Source organism: Rhodobacter sp. CZR27 (genome assembly GCF_002407205.1).
Taxonomy (GTDB): Bacteria; Pseudomonadota; Alphaproteobacteria; order Rhodobacterales; family Rhodobacteraceae; genus Cereibacter_A.
The window spans coordinates 2,207,783-2,226,999 of the sequence record NZ_CP023548.1; the positions used below are offsets into that span (position 1 = coordinate 2,207,783).

A 19,217-nucleotide genomic window follows, 5' to 3' on the forward strand; every position below is an offset into this window, starting at 1 on the left:
GCGACGCCCCGCACGGGGCGGGGCGTCGGTCGGTTCATTCAATGTGCGGCAGCAGCGCGTCGAGGCTCTTCTTGGCGTCGCCGTAGAACATCCGCGTGTTCTCCTTGTAGAACAGCGGGTTCTCGATGCCGGAATAGCCGGTGCCCTGCCCGCGCTTCGAGACGAACACCTGCTTGGCCTTCCAGACCTCGAGCACGGGCATCCCGGCGATGGGCGACGTCGGGTCTTCCTGCGCGGCAGGGTTCACGATGTCGTTCGAGCCGATGACGATGGCGACGTCGGTCGAGGGGAAGTCCTCGTTGATCTCGTCCATCTCGAGCACGATGTCGTAGGGCACCTTGGCCTCGGCCAGCAGCACGTTCATGTGCCCGGGCAGACGGCCTGCGACCGGGTGGATCGCGAAGCGCACCGACTTGCCCGCCGCGCGCAGCTTGCGCGTCAGTTCGGAAACCGAGCCCTGCGCCTGCGCCACCGCCATGCCGTAGCCCGGCACGATGATCACGCTGTCGGCATCGTTCAGCGCCGCGGCCACGCCGTCGGCGTCGATGGCGACCATCTCGCCCGCGATCTCCTGCGCGGGGCCGGCCGTGCCGCCGAAGCCGCCGAGGATCACCGAGATGAACGAGCGGTTCATCGCCTTGCACATGATGTAGGACAGGATCGCACCCGAGGAGCCCACAAGCGCGCCGGTGACGATCAGCAGGTCGTTCCCCAGCGTGAAGCCGATCGCGGCCGCGGCCCAGCCCGAGTAGCTGTTCAGCATCGACACGACCACGGGCATGTCGGCGCCGCCGATGCCCATGATCAGGTGCCAGCCAAGGAAGCCCGCGATCAGCGTCATCAGCAGCAGCGTCCAGACGGCGGTCCCGGCCGGCGCGTTGAAATAGACCACCAGCAGTGCCACCGAGGCGACGATGGTCGCGGCGTTGATCACGTGCCCGCCCGGCAGCTTCGCCGGCTTGCCGTCGATCTTGCCCGCCAGCTTGCCAAAGGCCACGACCGAGCCGGTGAAGGTCACGGCGCCGATGAAGATGCCAAGGAAGACCTCGACCTTCAGGATCAGGATCTCGACCGGGGTCTTGTGGGCCAGAACCTCGGCGAAGCCCGCGAGAACCGACATGTCGGCGCCCGCCTGCTGCATGTTCACGACCGAGGCCAGCTCGAACTGGGCATTGAGGCCGATGAAGACCGCGGCAAGGCCGACGAAGGAGTGGAGCGCCGCGACAAGCTGCGGCATCTCGGTCATCTCGACCTTCTTGGCGACGTAGGCGCCCGCAATGGCGCCCGCGATCACCATGACGCCGATGACGACATAGTGGCCGACGCCCGGCCCGAAGACCGTGGCGCCCACGGCGAGCGCCATGCCGACGATGCCATACCAGACGGCGCGCTTCGCGCTCTCCTGCCCCGAGAGGCCGCCGAGCGACAGGATGAAGAGGATGGCCGCGGCGATGTAGGCGGCGGATGTCAGTCCGATGCTCATCGGGGCCTCCTTACGACTTCTGGAACATGGCGAGCATCCGGCGCGTGACCAGGAAGCCGCCGACGATGTTGATGGTGGCGATCAGCACCGACACGGCGGCGAGCATCACCACCAGCCAGTTGCCCGAGCCGATCTGCAGCAGCGCGCCCAGGATCACGATGCCGGAAATGGCGTTCGTGACCGCCATCAGCGGCGTGTGCAGGCTGTGCGAGACGTTCCAGATCACCTGGAAGCCCACGAAGCAGGCCAGTGCGAAGACGATGAAATGCGCCATGAACGAGGGCGGCGCATAGTTGCCCACGAACAGCAGCAGCGCCGTGCCCACGGCCAGCATGGTGACCTGGCTGATGGTCTGCTTGCGGAACGCCTTGTGCTCGGCCGCGCGCTTCTCCTCGGGGGTCAGTTCCTTCACCTTCTCGCGCGGCTTGGCGGCAGCGATGGCCTGGACCTTCGGCGGCGGCGGCGGGAAGGTGATCGCGCCCGCGTGCGTCACGGTCGCGCCGCGGATCACGTCATCGTCCATGTTGTGGTCGATGACGCCGTCCTTCTTCGGCGTGAGATCCGTCAGCATGTGGCGGATGTTGGTGGAATAGAGCGTCGAGGCCTGCGCGGCCATCCGGCTGGGGAAGTCGGTATAGCCGATGATCGTCACGCCGTTCGGGCTGACCACTTTCTGGTCCGGCACCGTCAGGTCGCAGTTGCCGCCACGCTCGGCCGCGAGGTCGACGATCACCGAGCCGCGCTTCATCGACGAGACCATGTCCTCGGTCCAGAGCTTCGGCGCCGGGCGGCCCGGAATCAGCGCCGTGGTGATGACGATGTCCATCTCGGGCGCGAGTTCGCGGAACTTCGCCAGCTGCTTCTCGCGGAACTCCGGGGAGGAGGGTGCCGCGTAGCCGCCGGTCGCCGCGCCGTCCTGCGCTTCCTCGAATTCGAGGAAGACGAACTCGGCACCCATGGATTCGATCTGCTCGGCCACTTCGGGGCGCACGTCGAAGGCGTAGGTGATGGCGCCAAGGCTGACGGCCGTGCCGATGGCGGCAAGGCCCGCGACGCCCGCGCCCACGACCAGCACCTTCGCCGGCGGCACCTTGCCCGCTGCCGTCACCTGACCGGTGAAGAAGCGGCCGAAGTTGTTGCCCGCCTCGATCACCGCGCGATAGCCCGCGATGTTGGCCATCGAGGACAGGGCGTCCATCTTCTGCGCGCGGGAAATCCGCGGCACCATGTCCATGGCGACGACGGTCGCGCCCTTCGCCTTGCAGAGCTCCAGCAGCTCGGCGTTCTGCGCCGGCCAGAAGAAGGAGATCAGCGTCTGGCCAGAGCGCAGCATCTGGGCCTCGGCGGGCTCGGGGCCGCGGACCTTCACCACCACGTCGGCGGTGTCGAACACGGCCTTGGCCGAGGGCAGAACCTCGACGCCGGCGGCGGCATAGGCTTCGTCGGAGAAGCCCGCCTTCATGCCCGCGCCAGTCTCGATCACGCAATGATGCCCAAGCTTCTGCAGCTGGAGGGCCGAATCCGGCGTCATGGCGACGCGGGCCTCGCCCTCGAATATCTCCCTGGGTGCTCCGATCTTCACCAGTCTCTCCCCCTTTCGCGGCTCCGGCGGGCGTTCGCCGGCCCGCATGTTTAGCACTGCGCAATAAAATTGCACAAGGCGGTTGCTGCCATGCAGCAAATTGCCTGTTTGATCCAGATGGCGCGTTGCCGCGCCGTCAGAGCCAGCGGCGGGTGCGGCTGGCCCAGTCGTCGAAGGCGGGTCCGAAGGCCTGCTTCAGCCGCGCCTCCTCGGGTTCGATGAAGCGGCGGGTCAGTACCCAGGCATAGGCCGGCACCAGCGGCAGCGCGAGCGGCGCGTCGATCCACAGGAGCACCCCCAGCAGGATCAGCACATCCGCCAGATAGATCGGGTTGCGGCTGAAGCGGAAGACGCCGTCGGTGACCAGCGCCGCCGGCACGCGATGCGGCATGACGGTGGTCGCCCGCGCCCGCATCCGCCGCGCGGCGAGGGCCGAGATCACCAGCCCCGCCAACCCCAGCGCCACCCCGGCCACGTCGCCCGGCAGGCCGAACAGGCCGAAGGGCACCAGCCGGCCCAGCGCCACGGCGACGATCACGAAGAGAAGGAGCCAGATCGGCGGCAGGTCGAGATGCTTCATGCGTGTCCCTCGGGTTGCGCCCCTCATGCCATGCCCCGCCGGCGCCGCAAAGCCCCGAGGCGGCTTGCGGCCCTGCGCCTTTTGCCGCTACCTCCCGGCATCCGAGGGAGGGCTGCGGCATGACGGATTTCCAGGCGACGCGGGCGATGTTCGACCTGCCCGAGGGCGTGATCTATCTGGACGGCAATTCGCTCGGGCCGCTGCCGCGCGCGGCGGCCGATCGCGTGGCGTCCTGCATCCGCAAGGAGTGGGGCGAAATGCTCATCACCGGCTGGAACCGCGCCGGCTGGATGGAGATGCCGCGCCGGATCGGCGACCGGATCGGCCGGCTGGTGGGCGCCGAGCCGGGCTCGGTCGTGCTGGGCGACACCCTGTCGATCAAGGTCTTCCAGGCGCTGGCCGCGGCCTGCGAGATGCGGCCCGGCCGCCGGGTGATCCTGTCCGACCGGGGCAACTTCCCCTCGGACCTCTACATGGCCGAGGGGCTCTGCCGGATGCTGGGCGACCGCGAGCTGCGCACCGTCGCCCCCGAGGAGGTCGAGGGCGCCATCGACGAAACCGTGGCCGCGGTGATGGTGACGGAAGTCGACTACCGCACCGGGCGGCGGCACGACATGGCGGCGATCACCGCGAAGGCCCATGCCGCGGGCGCGCTGGCGATCTGGGATCTGGCGCATTCCGCCGGCGCCCTGCCCGTCCGCCTGGCCGAGGAAGGCGCGGATTTCGCCGTGGGCTGCACCTACAAGTATCTCAATTCGGGGCCGGGCGGCCCGGCCTTCATCTATGTGGCGCCGCGCCACGGCGAGCAGGCGGTCCCGGCGCTGTCGGGCTGGCTGGGCCACGAGGCGCCCTTTGCCTTCGACCTGTCCTACCGTCCGGGGCGCGGGGTCGAACGGATGCGGGTCGGCACGCCGCCCGTGCTGCAGATGGCGGCGCTGGATGCCGCGCTCGACGTCTGGGACGGGGTCGCGATGGAGGATCTGCGGGCGCGGTCGCTGGCGCTGACCGACCTGTTCATCGCCGAGGTCGAGGCGCGCTGCCCGGACCTCGTGCTCGCCACCCCGCGCGAGCACGCCCGCCGCGGCTCGCAGGTGAGCTTCCGCCACCCGGAGGGCTATCCGATCATGCAGGCGCTGATCGCCCGGGGCGTGATCGGCGACTTCCGCGCGCCGGACATCCTGCGCTTCGGCTTCACCCCGCTCTACATCGGCAAGGCCGAGGTGATCCGGGCGGCGGAGGTGCTGTCGGAGGTGATGGCCGGTCGCCTGTGGGACCGCGAGGAGTATCGCCGGCGGGCGGCCGTGACCTGAGCGGAGGTGTGGCCGCCGGGGGGCATCGAGCCCCCCGCCGACGGCGCTGCCGCGGACCGGCCGGCCCGGAGGCGCGAACCCCTTCGCGTCCTGCCTGCGGAGCGCTCTCGGGCGGAGGCTCCGCTTGTCCGGAAGGCAGATTCCGCCCCGGGATCCCCCGCCCGCTGCGACGGCTTGTCCGGCTTTGACCATCCGGATCAAGTCGTTTAGTCTGCGTGGTCAGACAGCTGGCCGGAAGGGCCGGCGCGGGGCAGGACGGGCAGGATGGATCTGATCGGACGGAAGCTTGTGGTCGCGGTGCTCGCGGCCGGGATGCTTGGAGGGTGCGTTCCCGATGCATCGACGGTGAACGCGAAGGTCGAGGAGCCGCCACCGGCGCCGAAGCTGCACGAGGGCGTCTATGCGGCCAAGGCCGACGGATCCTTTACGGTGCCGGCCGTGCCGGTCGAGAAGGTGCCGGTCGAGTTCCAGCGCCAGAACGTGGCCTATACCAGCAACGAGGCGCCGGGAACGATCATCATCAACCCGCAGGCCCGGGTGCTCTACTTCATCACCGGCAAGGACACCGCGATCCGCTACGGCATCGCGGTGGGCAAGGCGGGCTTCGAATGGTCCGGGCAGGCCGTGGTCGCCAACCGGAGGCCCTGGCCGCGCTGGACCCCGCCGCCCGAGATGATCGACCGCAAGCCGGAGCTGGCGAAATGGGCCGACGGCCAACCGGGCGGCCCGACGAACCCGCTCGGCGCGCGCGCGCTTTATCTCGAGACCAACGGCCGCGACTACGGCTATCGCATCCACGGCACGCCGGAATGGCAGTCGATCGGGCACAGCGCCTCGTCGGGCTGCATCCGCATGATCAACCAGGACGTGATAGACCTCTACCAGCGGGTGCCCGACGGCGCGAAGGTCATCGTGATGACGCGGGACGGCAAGATGCCGACCGGCCTTACCCTGCCGCCGCCTCCGCCGAAGAAGTCCAAGCCCGTGCAGGTGGCGGCCGCGCCGGCGACGCCAAAGCCGGTCGTCGTGCCGACAGGGCTGAACAACCTGCCGATGCTGTCGCCCTATGGCGCCCCGACCCCCGCCGCCCCGGCTGCAACCACGCCCTCCGCGGCCACGCCGGACACCCCGGCACTCGACACGCCGCCGGATCCGGCGCCTGCAACCCCTGGCCCCATCGCGGACGAGCCTGCGGCCGTTCCCGCGCCTGAGGTGCTGCCGGCCCCGGACGCGCCGGTGGTGCTGCCGCCTGCGGCTGGCGCTGGCGCTGGCGAGGCCGCAGCACCCGCACCGGCGGACGAGGCCATGTCGGACTCGCTCTGACGTCCTTGCGGAAAACAAGAGGGCGGCCCTTCGGGATGACGCATTCCGCCCCGTGGGACACAAGGCAGGGCCGGCTCAGCCGGCCCTGTTTTTTTCGAGTCGGGCGCCGACCACGGTGCCCATGAACATCCAAGGCCGATAGATGATCCGGTAGAGGTTGGGCGTTTCGGAGCCGACGATGCCGTGCCGCTGGGCCGGGGTCTTGAGGATCGGCGCCTTCTTTTGGCCCACGGCAATCTCGTAGATCTCCTCGGTGCCCGGATGGCGCAGCTTCCGCTTCGATTTCTTCCGCGCCTTCACCTCGTCTTCGCTCCGGTTGGCCACATAGGACCGCGGTTCGAAGAAGTTGTCGTTGACTCGGTAGATGTTGAGCAGCGCGATCAGGACGCGCGGATGAAAGACCGCGCCCTGAACATACGAACCACCCACCCGGCCCCGCCTGCCCGGGCGCGAGTTGCGGAACTGAACCGCGACCGGATCGAGCTGAAGAAGGTGCTGACAGGCTGAAGCGTGGCGTCCCAGACGAGGCGCGACAAGTCCTGGCGCAACTCGTCATCCAAGGTGGGGTTCTTGCGTGGAAGTTCCTACAATGTTTGCCGGAGACCCCTTGGTACGAGGGGGAATGCCACGACCTTGTCGAGTTCCCCACTGGGCTGCGCCGGTGACCGAACCCAGAGCCGAGGGAAGGCTGCGCCCTGGTAGTTGGAGATCGAGAGCGACTGACCTTTCGGGCCCGTTGCCACGCTCATTGCCTTGGCAATGAAGGCGCGCGTCACCTCGCTGGCCTCGCTGTCCGGCGTGAGAAACCCATCATACATTGCGGCGTTGTAGAACTCCCAACGACGCTTTTTGGACTCCCTCACTTTCTGGAGGATCTCCGGCTTGGTCGCCTCCTTGTTGAACGACATCATCAGCCAGGTGAACGCGCCGCGGCGGATCTCCTGCTCGAAGATGTGCGGGAGAAGCGTTGCGAAGGTGGCTTCCTGTTCGGTAGTGATCGTGACGTGGCCCGGCGGCAGCATCTCGCGGAGCAAGGCGAAATGCGCCGCTTTCGTGTAGATGTCCTTGGTCGTGGCGCCGCGGAATGACCCTCGGCTCTGTCCGGTGTCCGCCTTGAAGCCGAACCAGTCCTCCGCGATCTTCCTGACCTGCCTGCGATCGTGGCTCGCGCGGTCCAAAGCACCAGCAACAGTCGAGTCTTGGAGAGCGTCATCTGACCCGAGCCCTCTCCGCATCTTGTGCGAGAAGACTCGCAACTCGTTGACGCAAGATGCGAAGAACTGCTCCTCGTGCAGTCGCCCCGTCGGCCGCTCCCAGTTGAACTTGGGAGCGTCAAACGATTTGCCGGACTTCTATGTGTAGGTCGTCGTCAGGTTTGCCGGCGCGCCGGATTCATCCAAATAGGCGTTTCGGAATGTGTCCAGCGGTGCGATGCGGGGGTCGAAATCGACATCCAGGCGATAGACGAAGCCGCTGTCGGCATCGGCCGTGACCGAGCAGTTCAGGAGCGTGCTCTTTCGATTAAGGGCGGTTTCCCAGTTGACCGTCAGCACCATATCGTCGTGGCTGAGGCGATGATCCTGGCGACGGAAGGGCGCCAACCGTTCCTGTTCCTCTCCCCAGCGCCGCAGCATCTCCTGCTCGTAGGCAAGCAGCACGCCCTCCAACCAGAATATCCGATCATAGATGCGGCCGCCCCCGATCTTTCGACCATTGGCTGCCGGCCCAGCATCAGCTGGACATCCAGAATGCCGGCGCTGTTGATCAGCGCGTGGAGAATGCGGAGATTGTCCTTCGTCTCCTTCTGCCGGACAGGTCACGTCCGTCAATCTGGTGTAAATTCCCGGATGGCCTGAGGTCATGATCAGGCGGCTTTCGTGGTCATGCTGAGAATGGGGTCGATCTCCTCGGTGTCGATGCGGGCGAAGGCCTCGACCATCATGCAGCGGCTCGAGGTCTGCCACTCGTCATTCTGCTCGAACAGCACCGCGCCGATCAGGCGCAGGATGGAGGCGTCGTTGGGGAGCTGGGAGGATCAGAAATCCTTCCAGTGGAAGGATTTCCCGACCAACGCCGACCACGTCGGCGCGCCGCTTCACCTCCTTGTTCAGTCGCTCGATCGGATTCGTGCTGTGCAACTTGGTCCGGTGCTGGCGCGGGAAGGACATGTAGGCCAGCACGTCGTGCTCGCTGGCATCCATGAGGTCGGCGAGCTTGGGCCAGCGCGGGCGCAACTGCTCAGAGACCTTGCGCCAGGTCTCGCCGGCATGGGCGCGGTCGGGCTGATCGAAGGCCTGCCGGATCGCGGCGGCGACGACGGTATGCTGGCCGCGCGAGACATGTGCCAGCGCGTTCCTGATCCAGGGAACGCGGCAGCGCTGCCAGGTCGCCTCGAACACCCGGGCGATGGCGGCCTTGAGGCCGGTATGGGTCGAGGCGGGGCACGAAACGGTCCGGGAGACCGTTTCGCCGCCGAGGGCTGATCACCAGCCTGATCCCGCCGAGGCCGCGGGCGCGCAGGGATCGCAGGAACTCGGTCCAGAAGGGTGAGGGCCATCGCCCGAACGCTTCGGACGGGCCGATGCCAAGGCCGATGATCTCCCGGCGCCCCTCGGTATTGCGGCCACGGCGATTATCGCCGCGACCGGCACGATGCGACCGCCCAGGCGCACCTTGAGGTAGGTCGCGTCCAGCCAGACATAGGGCCACTCGCCGGTCAGCGGGCGGTTCAGGAACTCGCCCACGCGTTCGTCATTCGCCGGGAAAACGATCCCCCGGATCGTTTTCTGGCCCGGCTCATTCCTTGCAAAGCTTGGACACCGTGCTCTTCGAGATTCCGTTCAGCCCCATGGCCTGCACCAGTTCGTCCACCCGTCGGGTCGACACGCCGCTGATCCACGCCTCCTGGATGACCGCCACCGGCGCTTGTTCGAAGGTCTTCCGGGCCTCGGGGAAGCCTGGGAAGTAGCTGCCCTGCCGGAGCTTCGGCACCCGCAGGTTCAGCGTGCCCAGACGGGTATCGAGAGCGCGCTCTCCGATACCCGTTGCGCCAGGTCGTGCGATCACCGCTGCGTTCATGCCGGCCGGCACCGATCAGGCCTTCCACATCCTTCTTCGCTACGATCGATCCACTGGATCGATCGCTTTACGCTCGAAGTCCATGATCAGCTGCAGGACAGCCTCGGCTATGGAGCGCAGGAAGTCGCCCTGATCGTGCTTGGCCAGAAGCTCGGATCACACCGCCGCTGGCGACGAAATTACATCAGCTCCTCGCACGCTAACTGCCGGACATGCGCGATTGATATCGTGATGCGCGCGCCTCGCTTGCCCCTACACGGCCGATGGAGCACACGGATGGACTTCGGGGTGCCACCAGCGGCGATCCTGTTTCCATTCCTGTCCTTGGTCCGCTGATGGACGCCATTCAGCGAGAACTCCTCGGGAGCGGCGAGATATCTTGTGCCGCAGGCCTCGCAGCGCGGGCCATCCAGCACCCCGTTGAAGTTCCGGAGACGAGCGATCTCTTCGCCCAGATGGCTCCCGGACAATATCGAGAATCCGGTCCCGCAGATTGTCCCACTCCGAAGCCGTGCCTGGCATTTGATGGTGCGCTGATCGGCCCAGGTGTGGGGGTCACGCTCGAAGGCAAAAGCCTTCGAGGTGCGCCGATCTCGCACATCCGCGCCGCTCAGCTTGTAGGCGCCACGACCATGGCGCATCCAGTCATCCAGCGCCTCGGCCGTGGGGCATCGCGGTTCCGATGTCGGTTTGAGGCCCCGGAGGCGGAACGGCCAGACCTTCAGGGTCTGACCGAAGTTCGCGCAGTCAGCATTGCCGCAGGTGTTCAGGTGAAAACGATCGTATGCCGGATAAAGCTGCTCCAGCGAAAGATTGAAGGTCGCCAACTCGCCCACATCGGCCCCACTTGACGCGGAGCTTCTCTATCTACCGTGTCACGGTAGACCAGACTCCTCGCCTCGACTGAAGTGGATCGGGAAAATCCGGCTTTCCCGTTGTGGGAAGGTCAAGCTTGCGCAGAGCCTGTATTGGCCGTAGGCTCGGATGTGGAAGGAAAATGCGGCGCCTGACCTTACGGAAGGCTGGCGCACTTCCCGTAATTTTTTCTACGGGCCCTTCACGCGGTTCGTTCCCAACCTCGCCAGAATGTGCCCGCAAATCAAAAGCCTGCCGCTACGCACGCGGCAGGCTCTGTTCGCTCGTGTCCCACCGCGCGGAATGCGTAACCTTCGGGAGCCGCCCTTCTTCATGAACCGGCGCGCCTGCGTGTCGGCCGGGCTGGCCCGAATCCGTCAGGCGCTCAGCCGCGTCGGCTCGCGACGCTGCGCCCAGGCGCGGACCGCATCACCGAAGGCGGTGAACAGCGGGCGCGAGACGGGATCGTTCACCGCGTTCCACTCCGGATGCCACTGCACCGAGAGCGTGAAACCCGGCGCGCCCTCGACATAGATCGCCTCGGGCGTGCCGTCGGGCGCGGTCCCGTCGATCACGATCCGGCAGCCCGGCCGCTTGATGCCCTGCCCGTGCAGCGTGTTCGTCATCACTTCCTCCGCCCCCATCAGGCGGTGGAAGATGCCCCCCGGCGTGAAGCGCACCGGATGGCGCAGCGCGAACTTCTCCTCGATCGTGCCGTCGGGCGGCATGCGGTGGTTCATCCGGCCCGGCAGGTCGCGGATCTCGGGATAGAGCGTGCCGCCCATCGCCACGTTCACCTCCTGAAAGCCGCGGCAGATGCCGAAGAACGGCTGCCCGCGCTCAACGCAAGCGCGGATCAGCGGCAGCGTCACCGCATCGCGCGTGCGCTCGAACAGGCCATGGGCGGGGGTCTCGTCCTCGCCGTATTCCGAGGGGTGCACGTTCGGCCGGGCGCCGGTCAGCAGGAAGCCGTCACAGAGGTCCAGCAGTTCCTCGACTGAGACGAAGTTCGGATCGGTGGGGATGATCAGCGGCAGGCAGCCCGCGACCAGCGCGACCGCCTCGCTGTTCATCGTCCCGCCGGCGTGAACGGGATAGCTTTCGTTCAGCAGCGACGAGTTGCCGATGATGCCGACGACCGGGCGGCGGCAGGCGGATCGGGACATGGCGGAGCCGGCGGTCTGGGAACGCATCGTCGAAAGATAAGCCTTTGCGACGCGTCGGTGAAGAGGCGGAACCGGCGCAGGCCCCGCGCGGGCGCACAGAACGGCGCGGTCTTGTGCAGCACCATGACCTTCCGCCCGGCAACGGGGCGGCACCGCAGGCGTTCGCCTCACGCCGACGTGACTTGCCTTCCCGGCGGGGGAATCCTGCTTTCCTTCCGAACGACCCAGCCGAGGAGACCCCCATGCGCCTTCTGATCCTGCCTGCCCTGCTCGCCGCCGCGCCGGCCCTTGCCCAGACGGACCATTCGGGCCATGCCGCACCCGCGGAGGCGCCCGCCGCCACAGCCTATCAGGACGCCAACCGGACGATGCACGAGGCGATGGCGATGCCTTCGACCGGCGATGCCGATGTCGATTTCATGCGCGCGATGATCCCGCACCACGAAGGCGCCGTCGCGATGGCGCGCGTGGTGCTGGAGCACGGCAAGGATCCCGAGGTGCGCAAGCTGGCCGAGGACGTGATTGCCGCTCAGGAGGCCGAGATCGCCTTCATGAAGGACTGGCTCGCGCGCCACGGCCACTGAGGCCACCCCGGGCGCGACCGGCCGACGGCGCCGCATCCGCGCGGCGCCGGCCCGGGCAGCAACTCAGGCGGCCGCGCCCAGCGACGCCGCGGCGGCCGCCAGCGCGCCCTTGCCGTGCGGAATGTCCAGCGCCGAGAGGCCGGCCTCCATCACGGCGAGCGCGCCCAGCGTCATGTGCGCGTTCACATGCCCCATGTGGGCGACGCGCAGGAAGCCGTGATAGGCCGGGTCGGAGGGCAGCGCCATGCCGAGCCCGATCCCCAGCGTCACCCCCGCCTTGGCCTCGGTCCATTCGCGCAGGCGCGTGGCATGCGGCGCGCCAAGCCGCGCGGCGGTGACCGAGCGGCCGCGATGCGCCGGATCGGCCACGTTCAGCGCGATCTCGGGGTTGCCGGCGCCCCAGTGGTCGAAGGCGGTCCAGACCGCCCGCGCGAGGGCCTCGTGCCGGGCCCAGACGTTCGGCAGCCCTTCCTCGAGGATCATGTCCAGCGCGGCGCGCAGGCCGAACAGGTGGTGCGTCGGCGCGGTGCCGCAGAAATGCTGCCAGAACTCCGTCCCGAAGCTGCGAGGCGTCCAGTCCCAGTAGGGCGTGCGCAGGTCCGCCCGGCGGCAAAGCTCGCGCGCGCGCTCGGAATACCACACGAAGCCGAGGCCCGGCGGCGTCATCAGCCCCTTCTGGCTGGCCGACACGGTGACATCCGCGCCCCACGCGTCCATCCGGTATTCGTCGCAGGCGAGCGAGGCGATGCAGTCCACCGCCAGCAGCGCAGGGTGCCCCGCCGCATCCATGGCCGCCCGGAGCGCGGCCACGTCGTTGCGGATCGAGGTCGCCGTATCGACATGGGTCACCAGCACCGCCTTGATCCTGTGGGCCGCATCGGCCCGCAGCGCCTGTTCGAGCCGGGCCGGATCGGCGGGCGCGGCCTTTCCGAAGTCGATCAGCTCGACATCGACCCCCATCGCCCGCGCGCTTTCCGCCCAGCCATGGCCGAAGCGGCCGGTGGCAAGCACCAGCGCCCTGTCGCCGCGGCTGAACAGGTTGGCGTTCGCCGCCTCCCACGCGCCATGACCGTTCGCGATGTAGAGCGCCACGTGATCCGCCGTCCCCGCCACCGCCTTCAGGTCGGGCCAGAGCCCCGCGACCAGCACGTGAAGATCGCCCTCGTAGATGTTCGGGGCCGGCCGGTGCATGGCGTTCAGCACCCGGTCCGGCATCGCCGAGGGACCGGGAATGGCAAGATAGGGGCGGCCGTGGGCAAGCGACATCGGGGATCTCCGGGGGTTCGGGGCCATGGCTACGCCCGGGGTCGGGGAAGGTCAATCGGGCCCTTGGCTTGCAAGCCGCCGGGCTTTCGCGATAGACCCGCGCAACCCTGCCCCGAGGCCGCCCTTGTCCCGCAAGCCCGCCGACCCGCGCTATACCTCCGGCCGCCTGTTCGGCCGTCTCTGGCGCGGATACCTGCGGCAGCACACCGGCACGATGGCGCTGGCCTTCCTGCTGAACGTGGTCGAGGGCAGCACGCTGGGCGCGCTGTCCTGGCTGATCCAGCCGCTGTTCGACCGCGTCTTCGCGCCGGGCGGCAGCGGCCTCCTGCCGTGGCTGGGCCTCGCGATCCTCGGGCTGTTCGTGCTGCGCGCGGTCACCTCGGTCGCCTCGAAGGCGCTGCTGACGCGGGTATCGCAGAAAAGCTCCACCGCGATGCAGGTGGACCTTCTGCGCCACATCCTGACGCTCGACCACGGCTTCTTCCAGACAAACCCTCCCGGCGCCCTGATGGAACGGGTGCAGGGCGACACCAACGCGGTGCAGGGCGTGTGGTCCAGCGTCATCCTCGGGATGGGGCGCGACGTGGTCTCGCTGATCGGCCTGTTCGCCGTGGCGCTCTCGATCGATGTCAGCTGGACGGTGGCCGCTCTGGTCGGGGCGCCGGCGCTGATCCTGCCGGCCGTCGCGGTGCAGCGCTATATCCGCAAGAAGACCCGGCAGATGCGGGTGCAGGCCGGCGAGCGCTCGACCCGGCTTGACGAGATCTTCCACGGCATCCAGCCGATCAAGCTGAACCGGATGGAGGGCTACCAGCTCGACCGCTTCCGCCGCATCGTGGACCGGATCGTCCGCGGCCAGATGAAGATGGCCGTGGGCCGCGCCACCATGCCCGCGCTGATCGACGTGATCACCGGCATCGGCTTCTTCGCCGTCCTGCTGCTCGGCGGGCGCGAGATCGCCGCGGGCGAGCGCACCACGGGCGAGTTCATGTCCTTCTTCACCGCCATGGCGTTGACGTTCCAGCCGCTCCGCCGCCTCGGCGACCTGTCGGGCTTCTGGCAGATCGCAGCCGCGAGCCTCGAGCGGATCTACCGCCTGTTCGATACCGAGCCGCAGGTGACGCGCCGGCCCGCCACGGCCAGGCCTCTCCCGGGCGTGCCCGAGATCGTGCTGGATGACGTCCACTTCGGCTACGAGGGCCATCCCGTGCTGCGCGGCCTGTCGTTCACCGCGCGGGCCGGCCGGATGACGGCGCTGGTGGGCGCCTCGGGCGCCGGCAAGAGCACGGTCTTCCACCTGCTGACCGGCCTTCTGGAACCGGATTCGGGCCTGATCCTTCTGAACGGCGTCGACACTGCTGACCTCGGGCTAGACGACCTGCGCGCCCAGTTCGCCGTGGTCTCGCAGGAGGCCGGCCTGTTCGACGAAACCATCCGCGAGAACGTGACGCTGGGCCGGACCGTCCCCGAGGACCGGCTGCGCATGGCGCTTCAGGCCGCCCATGTCGCGGATTTCGTCGATGCCCTGCCCGAGCGCGATCTGACGCCCGCGGGTCCGCGCGGCTCCCGCCTCTCCGGGGGGCAGCGCCAGCGTGTCGCGATCGCCCGCGCGCTGGTCTCGGACGCGCCGGTTCTGCTGCTGGACGAGGCGACCTCGGCCCTTGATGCGGCTTCGGAGGCGCTGGTGGCCGATGCCCTCTCGCGTCTGGGCGAAGGGCGCACCACATTGGTCATCGCGCATCGGCTGTCCACCGTGCGGCAGGCCGACCGGATCATCGTGATGGACGCCGGCCGCGTCGTGGACCAGGGCACGCACGAGGAATTGCTGGCGCGGGGCGGACTTTACGCCGACCTGCACCGGCTGCAGTTCAAGGACGGAGACACGGATGCCGGGTGAGATCGCGACGGACCGCAGGCTGTGGGAGCTGACCGGCAAGGATGCGCTGCACTTCCTGCAGGGGCTGGTCAGCAACGACGTCCGCCCGCTGGAGAAGGACGACGGCATCCTGTGGACGGCGCTCCTGTCGGCGCAGGGCAAGTATCTGGCCGATTTCTTCATCGTCCGGACCGGGGGGCGGCTGCTGATCGACATTGCAGAAGGTCTGGCCGAGGCGACGCTGCGCCGGCTCACCATGTATCGCCTGAGGGCGGACGTGCAGATCGCGCCCTGCGCGCTGACGGTGGTGCGGGGGCTTGGCGAGGCGCCGGCGGGGGCCCTGCCCGACCCGCGCCATCCCGCGCTCGGCTGGCGCGGCTACGGCATGGACGGTGGCGCCCCGAGCGTGGACTGGGACGCGATCCGGGTCGAACACGTCATTCCCGAAAGCGGGGTCGAGCTCGTGCCGGACGACAGCTACATCCTCGAGGCCGGGTTCGAACGCCTGCACGGCGTGGACTTCCGCAAGGGCTGCTACGTCGGGCAGGAAGTCACCGCGCGGATGAAGCACAAGACCGAGCTGCGCAAGGGCCTCGTGAAGGTGCGGATCGAGGGCGAGGCGCCCGTGGGGGCCGAAATCACCGCCGACGGCAAGCCGGCGGGCACCCTCTTCACCCGGTCGGGCGGGCTTGCGCTGGCCCACCTGCGCTTCGACCGTGCCGAGGGCGAGATGCGGGCGGGCGAGGCGGTGCTGCGCCTCGCGACCTGATCTGCGCCTGAACGTGCCGCCCGGTCCTTGCGGACCGGGTTGTCTGGTCTCCGGCGTCAGACGCGCTCGGAATATTCCATGAACTCGGTGTGGACGAGGATCTCCTCGTCGGTCCCGATGAAGGGCGGCACCATGATGCGCATTCCATTGTCGAGGATCGCCGGCTTGTAGCTGTTGGCGGCGGTCTGCCCCTTCACCACCGGCTCGGTCTCGGCTATCCGGCAGCGGACCTTCGCCGGCAGCGTGACGTTCAGCGCCTCGTCGCCGTAGTAGTTCACCGTGGCCGTCATCCCGTCCTGCAGGAACGGCCGCCGCTCTCCCAGCAGCTCGGCGTCGATCTCGACCTGCTCGAAGGTCTCGGCATCCATGAAGATCAGCTTGCCGTCGCTTTCATACAGGAACTGCTGGTCCTTGTTCTCCAGATCCACCCGCTCGACCCGGTCCTCCGAGCGGAAGCGCTCGTTCAGCTTGCGCCCGTCGCGGAGGTTCTTCAGCTCGACCTGCGCAAAAGCGCCACCCTTGCCGGGCTTCACGTGGTTGACCTTGACCGCAGCCCAGAGGCCGCCCTCATGCTCAAGGATGAATCCCGGCTTGATCTCGTTTCCGTTAACTTTCGGCATGCTGCACCCCGGCAAGCTTGATCGGCTGTGGCAACAGGCTATATATGCCGCCGGAGTAGCCGGCAATGCCCCCAGATCCTGTGGCGTGGAGGGGGTGAGTGTTGAGCATGGCGCATGGCGGTCATTCCAAACAGGAAATGCCGAATCGCCTTGCGACATGCATATTCGCCGGACGCCACAAGAGAAAAGAGCAAGAACAGGACAACCTCATGGCCGATTTCATTGACAGCACCGCTTTCAACTTCGAACAGGGGCAACGTGCCCGGAAATTGTTCGCTGCCGTGGTGCTGGCCGCGCTGGACGACGCCATCGCAGACGACAAGAAATACGGGAACGGGCCGGAGCAGATCGCCCGCTGGGCACGGTCGCGCGACGGGCGCGAGGTGCTTTCCTGTGCCGGCATCGACCCGAACGAGCGGGTGGTGAAGGGTCTGATGGAATTCGTGAGCAAGGGCATCCGCACCTCGGTCGCGCTGTCGCGCGAGGAGAGCGAGCGGCGCCACGCGCTCGAGCTGGATCAGGCAGAAGCCGCCTGAGGCCAGCCTCCCGACCTGCAAGGATCGCGCGCCCCTCGGGGCGCGTTTTCCATTTCCGGGACCTTGATGGCGAATCGCGGGCCGCGCCGGCTCAGTCGAGGGCGCGGGTCAGGGCGTCGCGGTGGATCTCGGCGCGGACCAGCTTGCGGATGTTGCGGGTGATGCGCTCGCCCATCGCGCCCTGAAGCTCCTCGCGAAGGATCTCCCGCACGATCTCGCGCAGACGATCCTCGTCGATGATCATCCCCGGGGCTTCCGGCAGCCGGTCCGGCGATGCCACGGCAGGCGCCGCTTCCACGGTGCCGTCGGAAATCTCCTCGACGGCCGCGGCCGCGTCGCTCACCGCATCGTCGTTGCGCGGCCCCTCGCCCGCACGGGCGCTGAACGACAGGACCGAGGCCGAGTGCAGCATCCCGGGTCCTGCCGGGGCCTCGTCGGCCAACCAATCCTCGGTCACCTCGATGAAGGGCGCCGCGGCGTCGGGTTCCTGCGCCCGTGTCACCACGCGCAGCGCCGGCGTCAGCACCAGCGGATCGCTCGCGCCCGGAGCCGCGTCGTAAGCAGCCTCCATCGGGTGGGCAGCAGCCTCCTCCTCCACCAGCCGGCGGATCGAGGACAAGACATCCCCATACTCCACATTGGTCATGCGTTCCGACATCCCGCCCTCCGGTCGCAGGTAGCCGCACCACTTTAGGCCGGTCGCTGCGGTCATACAAGTTCCCTGTCCGAAAGACGAAAGGGGCCGGCGGCGCCGACCCCTTCGCAGACGTTTCAGCAGCTTCGCCTCAGTTCCGTCCGATCGACTGCATGACCCGGTCGAGCTTCCTGCCCTGGGCGCTGGTCGCAGGAGCGTGCTTGACTGCGTTGTAATAGGCCGCCGGGTCGTAGGTCGGGATGCCGAGGTTCAGATGCTCGACCGTCAGCAGGCCCATGGAGGCCAGAACCTGATAGATGCCGAGGTAGCGCTGCGCCTCGAAGGTCAGCCGGTCCGCCTGCGCATCCAGCAGGTCCTGCTCGGCGTTCAGCACGTCGAGCGTGGTGCGCGCGCCCAGCGTCGCCTCTTCCCGCACGCCTTCGAAGGCCGTGCGGGCGGCCCGGACCTCCTCGTCGCCGGCCGCGATTGCCGCGGTTGCCACATCGACGGTCGACCAGGCGTTGCCGACGTTCTCGGCCACCAGAACGCCGGTCTGCAGAAGGTTCGCCTTCTGCGCATCGCGGTTGGCGAGCGACTGGCGATAGAGCGCCGACAGCTCGCCGCCGGCATAGAGAGTGTGCCGCAGCGACAGCCCGACGCTGGCCGATTCCTGCCCCTCATTGTCCAGTCCGGCGCTGGCATCGCCCGAAAGGGTCGGCTTCATCGACGCCTTGGCGCGGGCGACGTTCAGGTCGGCGGCAGCGACCTGACGCTGGGCCTGCCGCACCTGCGGATGGGTGCGCAGCGCCACCTGACGCGCGGCCTCCACGCTGGGCGCGGTCTTCGGCGCGGCCGGCAGCGGCGCGAGATTCTCCGGATAATGCCCGATGGCCGCCTTGTAGGCCTCGCGGGCCACCACGAGATCGCCCTCGGCGGCCGTCAGGTCCGACTGCGAGGCGGCGAGGGCGGCCTGCGCCTGCGCCACGTCGGTGCGCGTCACCTCGCCCACGTCGAAGCGGTCCTGCGCCGCCTGCAGTTCCTGCTCGATCAGGCCGAGGTTGTTGTTCCGCAGGTCGACGATGGCCTGCGCGAGCTGCACCCGCACATAGGCATCCACGGCATCCAGCAGAACGTCCTGCTCGACACTCACCAGCGCCTCTCGCGTGGCCAGCACGTTCTCCTTGGCGGCCTCGACCGCCAGCGCGTTCCGGCCGAAGTCGTAGAGCGTCATGGAGGCCGTGATGCCCAGCGTCGAGGTCAGGGTCTCTTCGTTGAAGCGCGCGAGCGGTTCGGCGAAGCTTCCGTGCACGCGCTGAAAGTCATACCTCGAGTCGGCCACGAACTGCACCACGGGGCGCAGCGCCGCCACCGCGATGGCCACATCCTCGTCTGTCGCCCGCAGCAGGGCCCGGTTCTGATCCAGAAGGTTGCTGCTGCGGTAGGCGGAGATCAGGGCATCGGCCAGCGTTTCTGCCTGTCCGGCCGTTGAGGCCAAGATGGCCAGCGCCGAACAGGTCGCCCCCGCCAGCAGTCTGAACTTGCGCATTCCCGTCTC

The 19,217-nt window shown here is 68.1% G+C and carries 18 protein-coding genes and 1 pseudogene; 6 read left to right on the top strand and 13 right to left on the bottom strand.

All coding sequences use genetic code 11. The features are described from left to right. Positions 1-34: 34 nt before the first annotated feature. From CK951_RS10765 to CK951_RS10775, 3 genes are all read right to left on the bottom strand, one after another. Entirely contained in the window at positions 35-1,483 is a 1,449-nt protein-coding gene (locus CK951_RS10765) for an NAD(P)(+) transhydrogenase (Re/Si-specific) subunit beta (RefSeq protein ID WP_096786149.1), read from the bottom strand. A 10-nt stretch (positions 1,484-1,493) separates the two neighbouring features. Continuing rightward, complete coding sequence (locus tag CK951_RS10770) at positions 1,494-3,065, bottom strand: Re/Si-specific NAD(P)(+) transhydrogenase subunit alpha (RefSeq protein ID WP_096786150.1); 1,572 nt, start codon at positions 3,063-3,065, stop codon at positions 1,494-1,496. A gap of 136 nt (positions 3,066-3,201) precedes the next feature. Next, positions 3,202-3,645 carry an isoprenylcysteine carboxylmethyltransferase family protein gene (locus CK951_RS10775; protein ID WP_096786151.1) on the bottom strand — a complete coding sequence of 148 codons (444 nt, stop codon included), beginning with the start codon at positions 3,643-3,645 and terminating at the stop codon, positions 3,202-3,204. Between the two features lie 119 nt (positions 3,646-3,764). Between CK951_RS10775 and kynU the strand changes: the two genes are divergently transcribed. Both kynU and CK951_RS10785 read left to right on the top strand, forming a co-directional pair. Next, entirely contained in the window at positions 3,765-4,955 is a 1,191-nt protein-coding gene (kynU, locus tag CK951_RS10780; protein ID WP_096786152.1) for a kynureninase, read from the top strand. A 264-nt stretch (positions 4,956-5,219) separates the two neighbouring features. Then, positions 5,220-6,278, top strand: a complete 1,059-nt coding sequence (locus tag CK951_RS10785; RefSeq protein WP_096786153.1) for a L,D-transpeptidase — start codon at positions 5,220-5,222, stop codon at positions 6,276-6,278. Between the two features lie 75 nt (positions 6,279-6,353). Here the strand turns inward: CK951_RS10785 and CK951_RS10790 are convergent, their stop codons facing one another. The 6 genes and pseudogenes from CK951_RS10790 to CK951_RS10810 form a co-directional block, all read right to left on the bottom strand. After that, a complete protein-coding gene (locus CK951_RS10790) occupies positions 6,354-6,578 on the bottom strand; it encodes a hypothetical protein (RefSeq protein WP_198402343.1) in 225 nt (74 codons plus the stop codon). Between the two features lie 284 nt (positions 6,579-6,862). Then, positions 6,863-7,456 (bottom strand): hypothetical protein, encoded by a 594-nt coding sequence (locus tag CK951_RS10795; RefSeq protein WP_096786155.1) that lies wholly within the window; start codon positions 7,454-7,456, stop codon positions 6,863-6,865. A gap of 174 nt (positions 7,457-7,630) precedes the next feature. Then, entirely contained in the window at positions 7,631-7,945 is a 315-nt protein-coding gene (locus CK951_RS10800; protein ID WP_096786156.1) for a hypothetical protein, read from the bottom strand. A gap of 197 nt (positions 7,946-8,142) precedes the next feature. Further along, a pseudogene (locus tag CK951_RS10805) lies at positions 8,143-9,440 on the bottom strand (IS256 family transposase). Between the two features lie 95 nt (positions 9,441-9,535). Next, positions 9,536-10,183, bottom strand: a complete 648-nt coding sequence (locus tag CK951_RS21020; RefSeq protein WP_157764547.1) for a hypothetical protein — start codon at positions 10,181-10,183, stop codon at positions 9,536-9,538. A gap of 405 nt (positions 10,184-10,588) precedes the next feature. Beyond that, positions 10,589-11,404 carry a gamma-glutamyl-gamma-aminobutyrate hydrolase family protein gene (locus CK951_RS10810; protein ID WP_233839497.1) on the bottom strand — a complete coding sequence of 272 codons (816 nt, stop codon included), beginning with the start codon at positions 11,402-11,404 and terminating at the stop codon, positions 10,589-10,591. 215 nt (positions 11,405-11,619) lie between these two features. On the opposite strand from CK951_RS10810, the gene CK951_RS10815 reads away from it, so the two are divergent. Then, positions 11,620-11,961, top strand: coding sequence for a DUF305 domain-containing protein (locus CK951_RS10815; protein ID WP_096786157.1), 342 nt, complete (start codon positions 11,620-11,622; stop codon positions 11,959-11,961). A gap of 63 nt (positions 11,962-12,024) precedes the next feature. Here the strand turns inward: CK951_RS10815 and CK951_RS10820 are convergent, their stop codons facing one another. After that, the gene (locus CK951_RS10820; RefSeq protein ID WP_096786158.1) at positions 12,025-13,227 is read right to left on the bottom strand and encodes an alanine--glyoxylate aminotransferase family protein; all 1,203 of its coding nucleotides are present in this window, start codon (positions 13,225-13,227) and stop codon (positions 12,025-12,027) included. A 124-nt stretch (positions 13,228-13,351) separates the two neighbouring features. Here CK951_RS10820 and CK951_RS10825 point away from each other — a divergent pair, with 124 nt between their 5' ends. Both CK951_RS10825 and CK951_RS10830 read left to right on the top strand, forming a co-directional pair. Continuing rightward, the gene (locus tag CK951_RS10825) at positions 13,352-15,124 is read left to right on the top strand and encodes an ABC transporter ATP-binding protein (protein WP_096786159.1); all 1,773 of its coding nucleotides are present in this window, start codon (positions 13,352-13,354) and stop codon (positions 15,122-15,124) included. Next, the gene (locus tag CK951_RS10830; protein ID WP_096786160.1) at positions 15,114-15,872 is read left to right on the top strand and encodes a folate-binding protein YgfZ; all 759 of its coding nucleotides are present in this window, start codon (positions 15,114-15,116) and stop codon (positions 15,870-15,872) included. The genes CK951_RS10825 and CK951_RS10830 overlap by 11 nt, the downstream gene beginning before the upstream one ends. A 56-nt stretch (positions 15,873-15,928) precedes the next feature. On the opposite strand, the gene efp is transcribed toward CK951_RS10830, so the two are convergent. Further along, positions 15,929-16,492, bottom strand: a complete 564-nt coding sequence (gene efp / locus CK951_RS10835) for an elongation factor P (protein ID WP_096786161.1) — start codon at positions 16,490-16,492, stop codon at positions 15,929-15,931. Between the two features lie 209 nt (positions 16,493-16,701). Here efp and CK951_RS10840 point away from each other — a divergent pair, with 209 nt between their 5' ends. Beyond that, entirely contained in the window at positions 16,702-17,028 is a 327-nt protein-coding gene (locus tag CK951_RS10840; RefSeq protein ID WP_011909033.1) for a DUF6280 family protein, read from the top strand. Between the two features lie 91 nt (positions 17,029-17,119). Here the strand turns inward: CK951_RS10840 and CK951_RS10845 are convergent, their stop codons facing one another. Continuing rightward, complete coding sequence (locus CK951_RS10845) at positions 17,120-17,740, bottom strand: hypothetical protein (protein ID WP_232520609.1); 621 nt, start codon at positions 17,738-17,740, stop codon at positions 17,120-17,122. Between the two features lie 73 nt (positions 17,741-17,813). Next, entirely contained in the window at positions 17,814-19,208 is a 1,395-nt protein-coding gene (locus CK951_RS10850) for a TolC family outer membrane protein (protein ID WP_096786163.1), read from the bottom strand. Positions 19,209-19,217 lie beyond the last annotated feature (9 nt).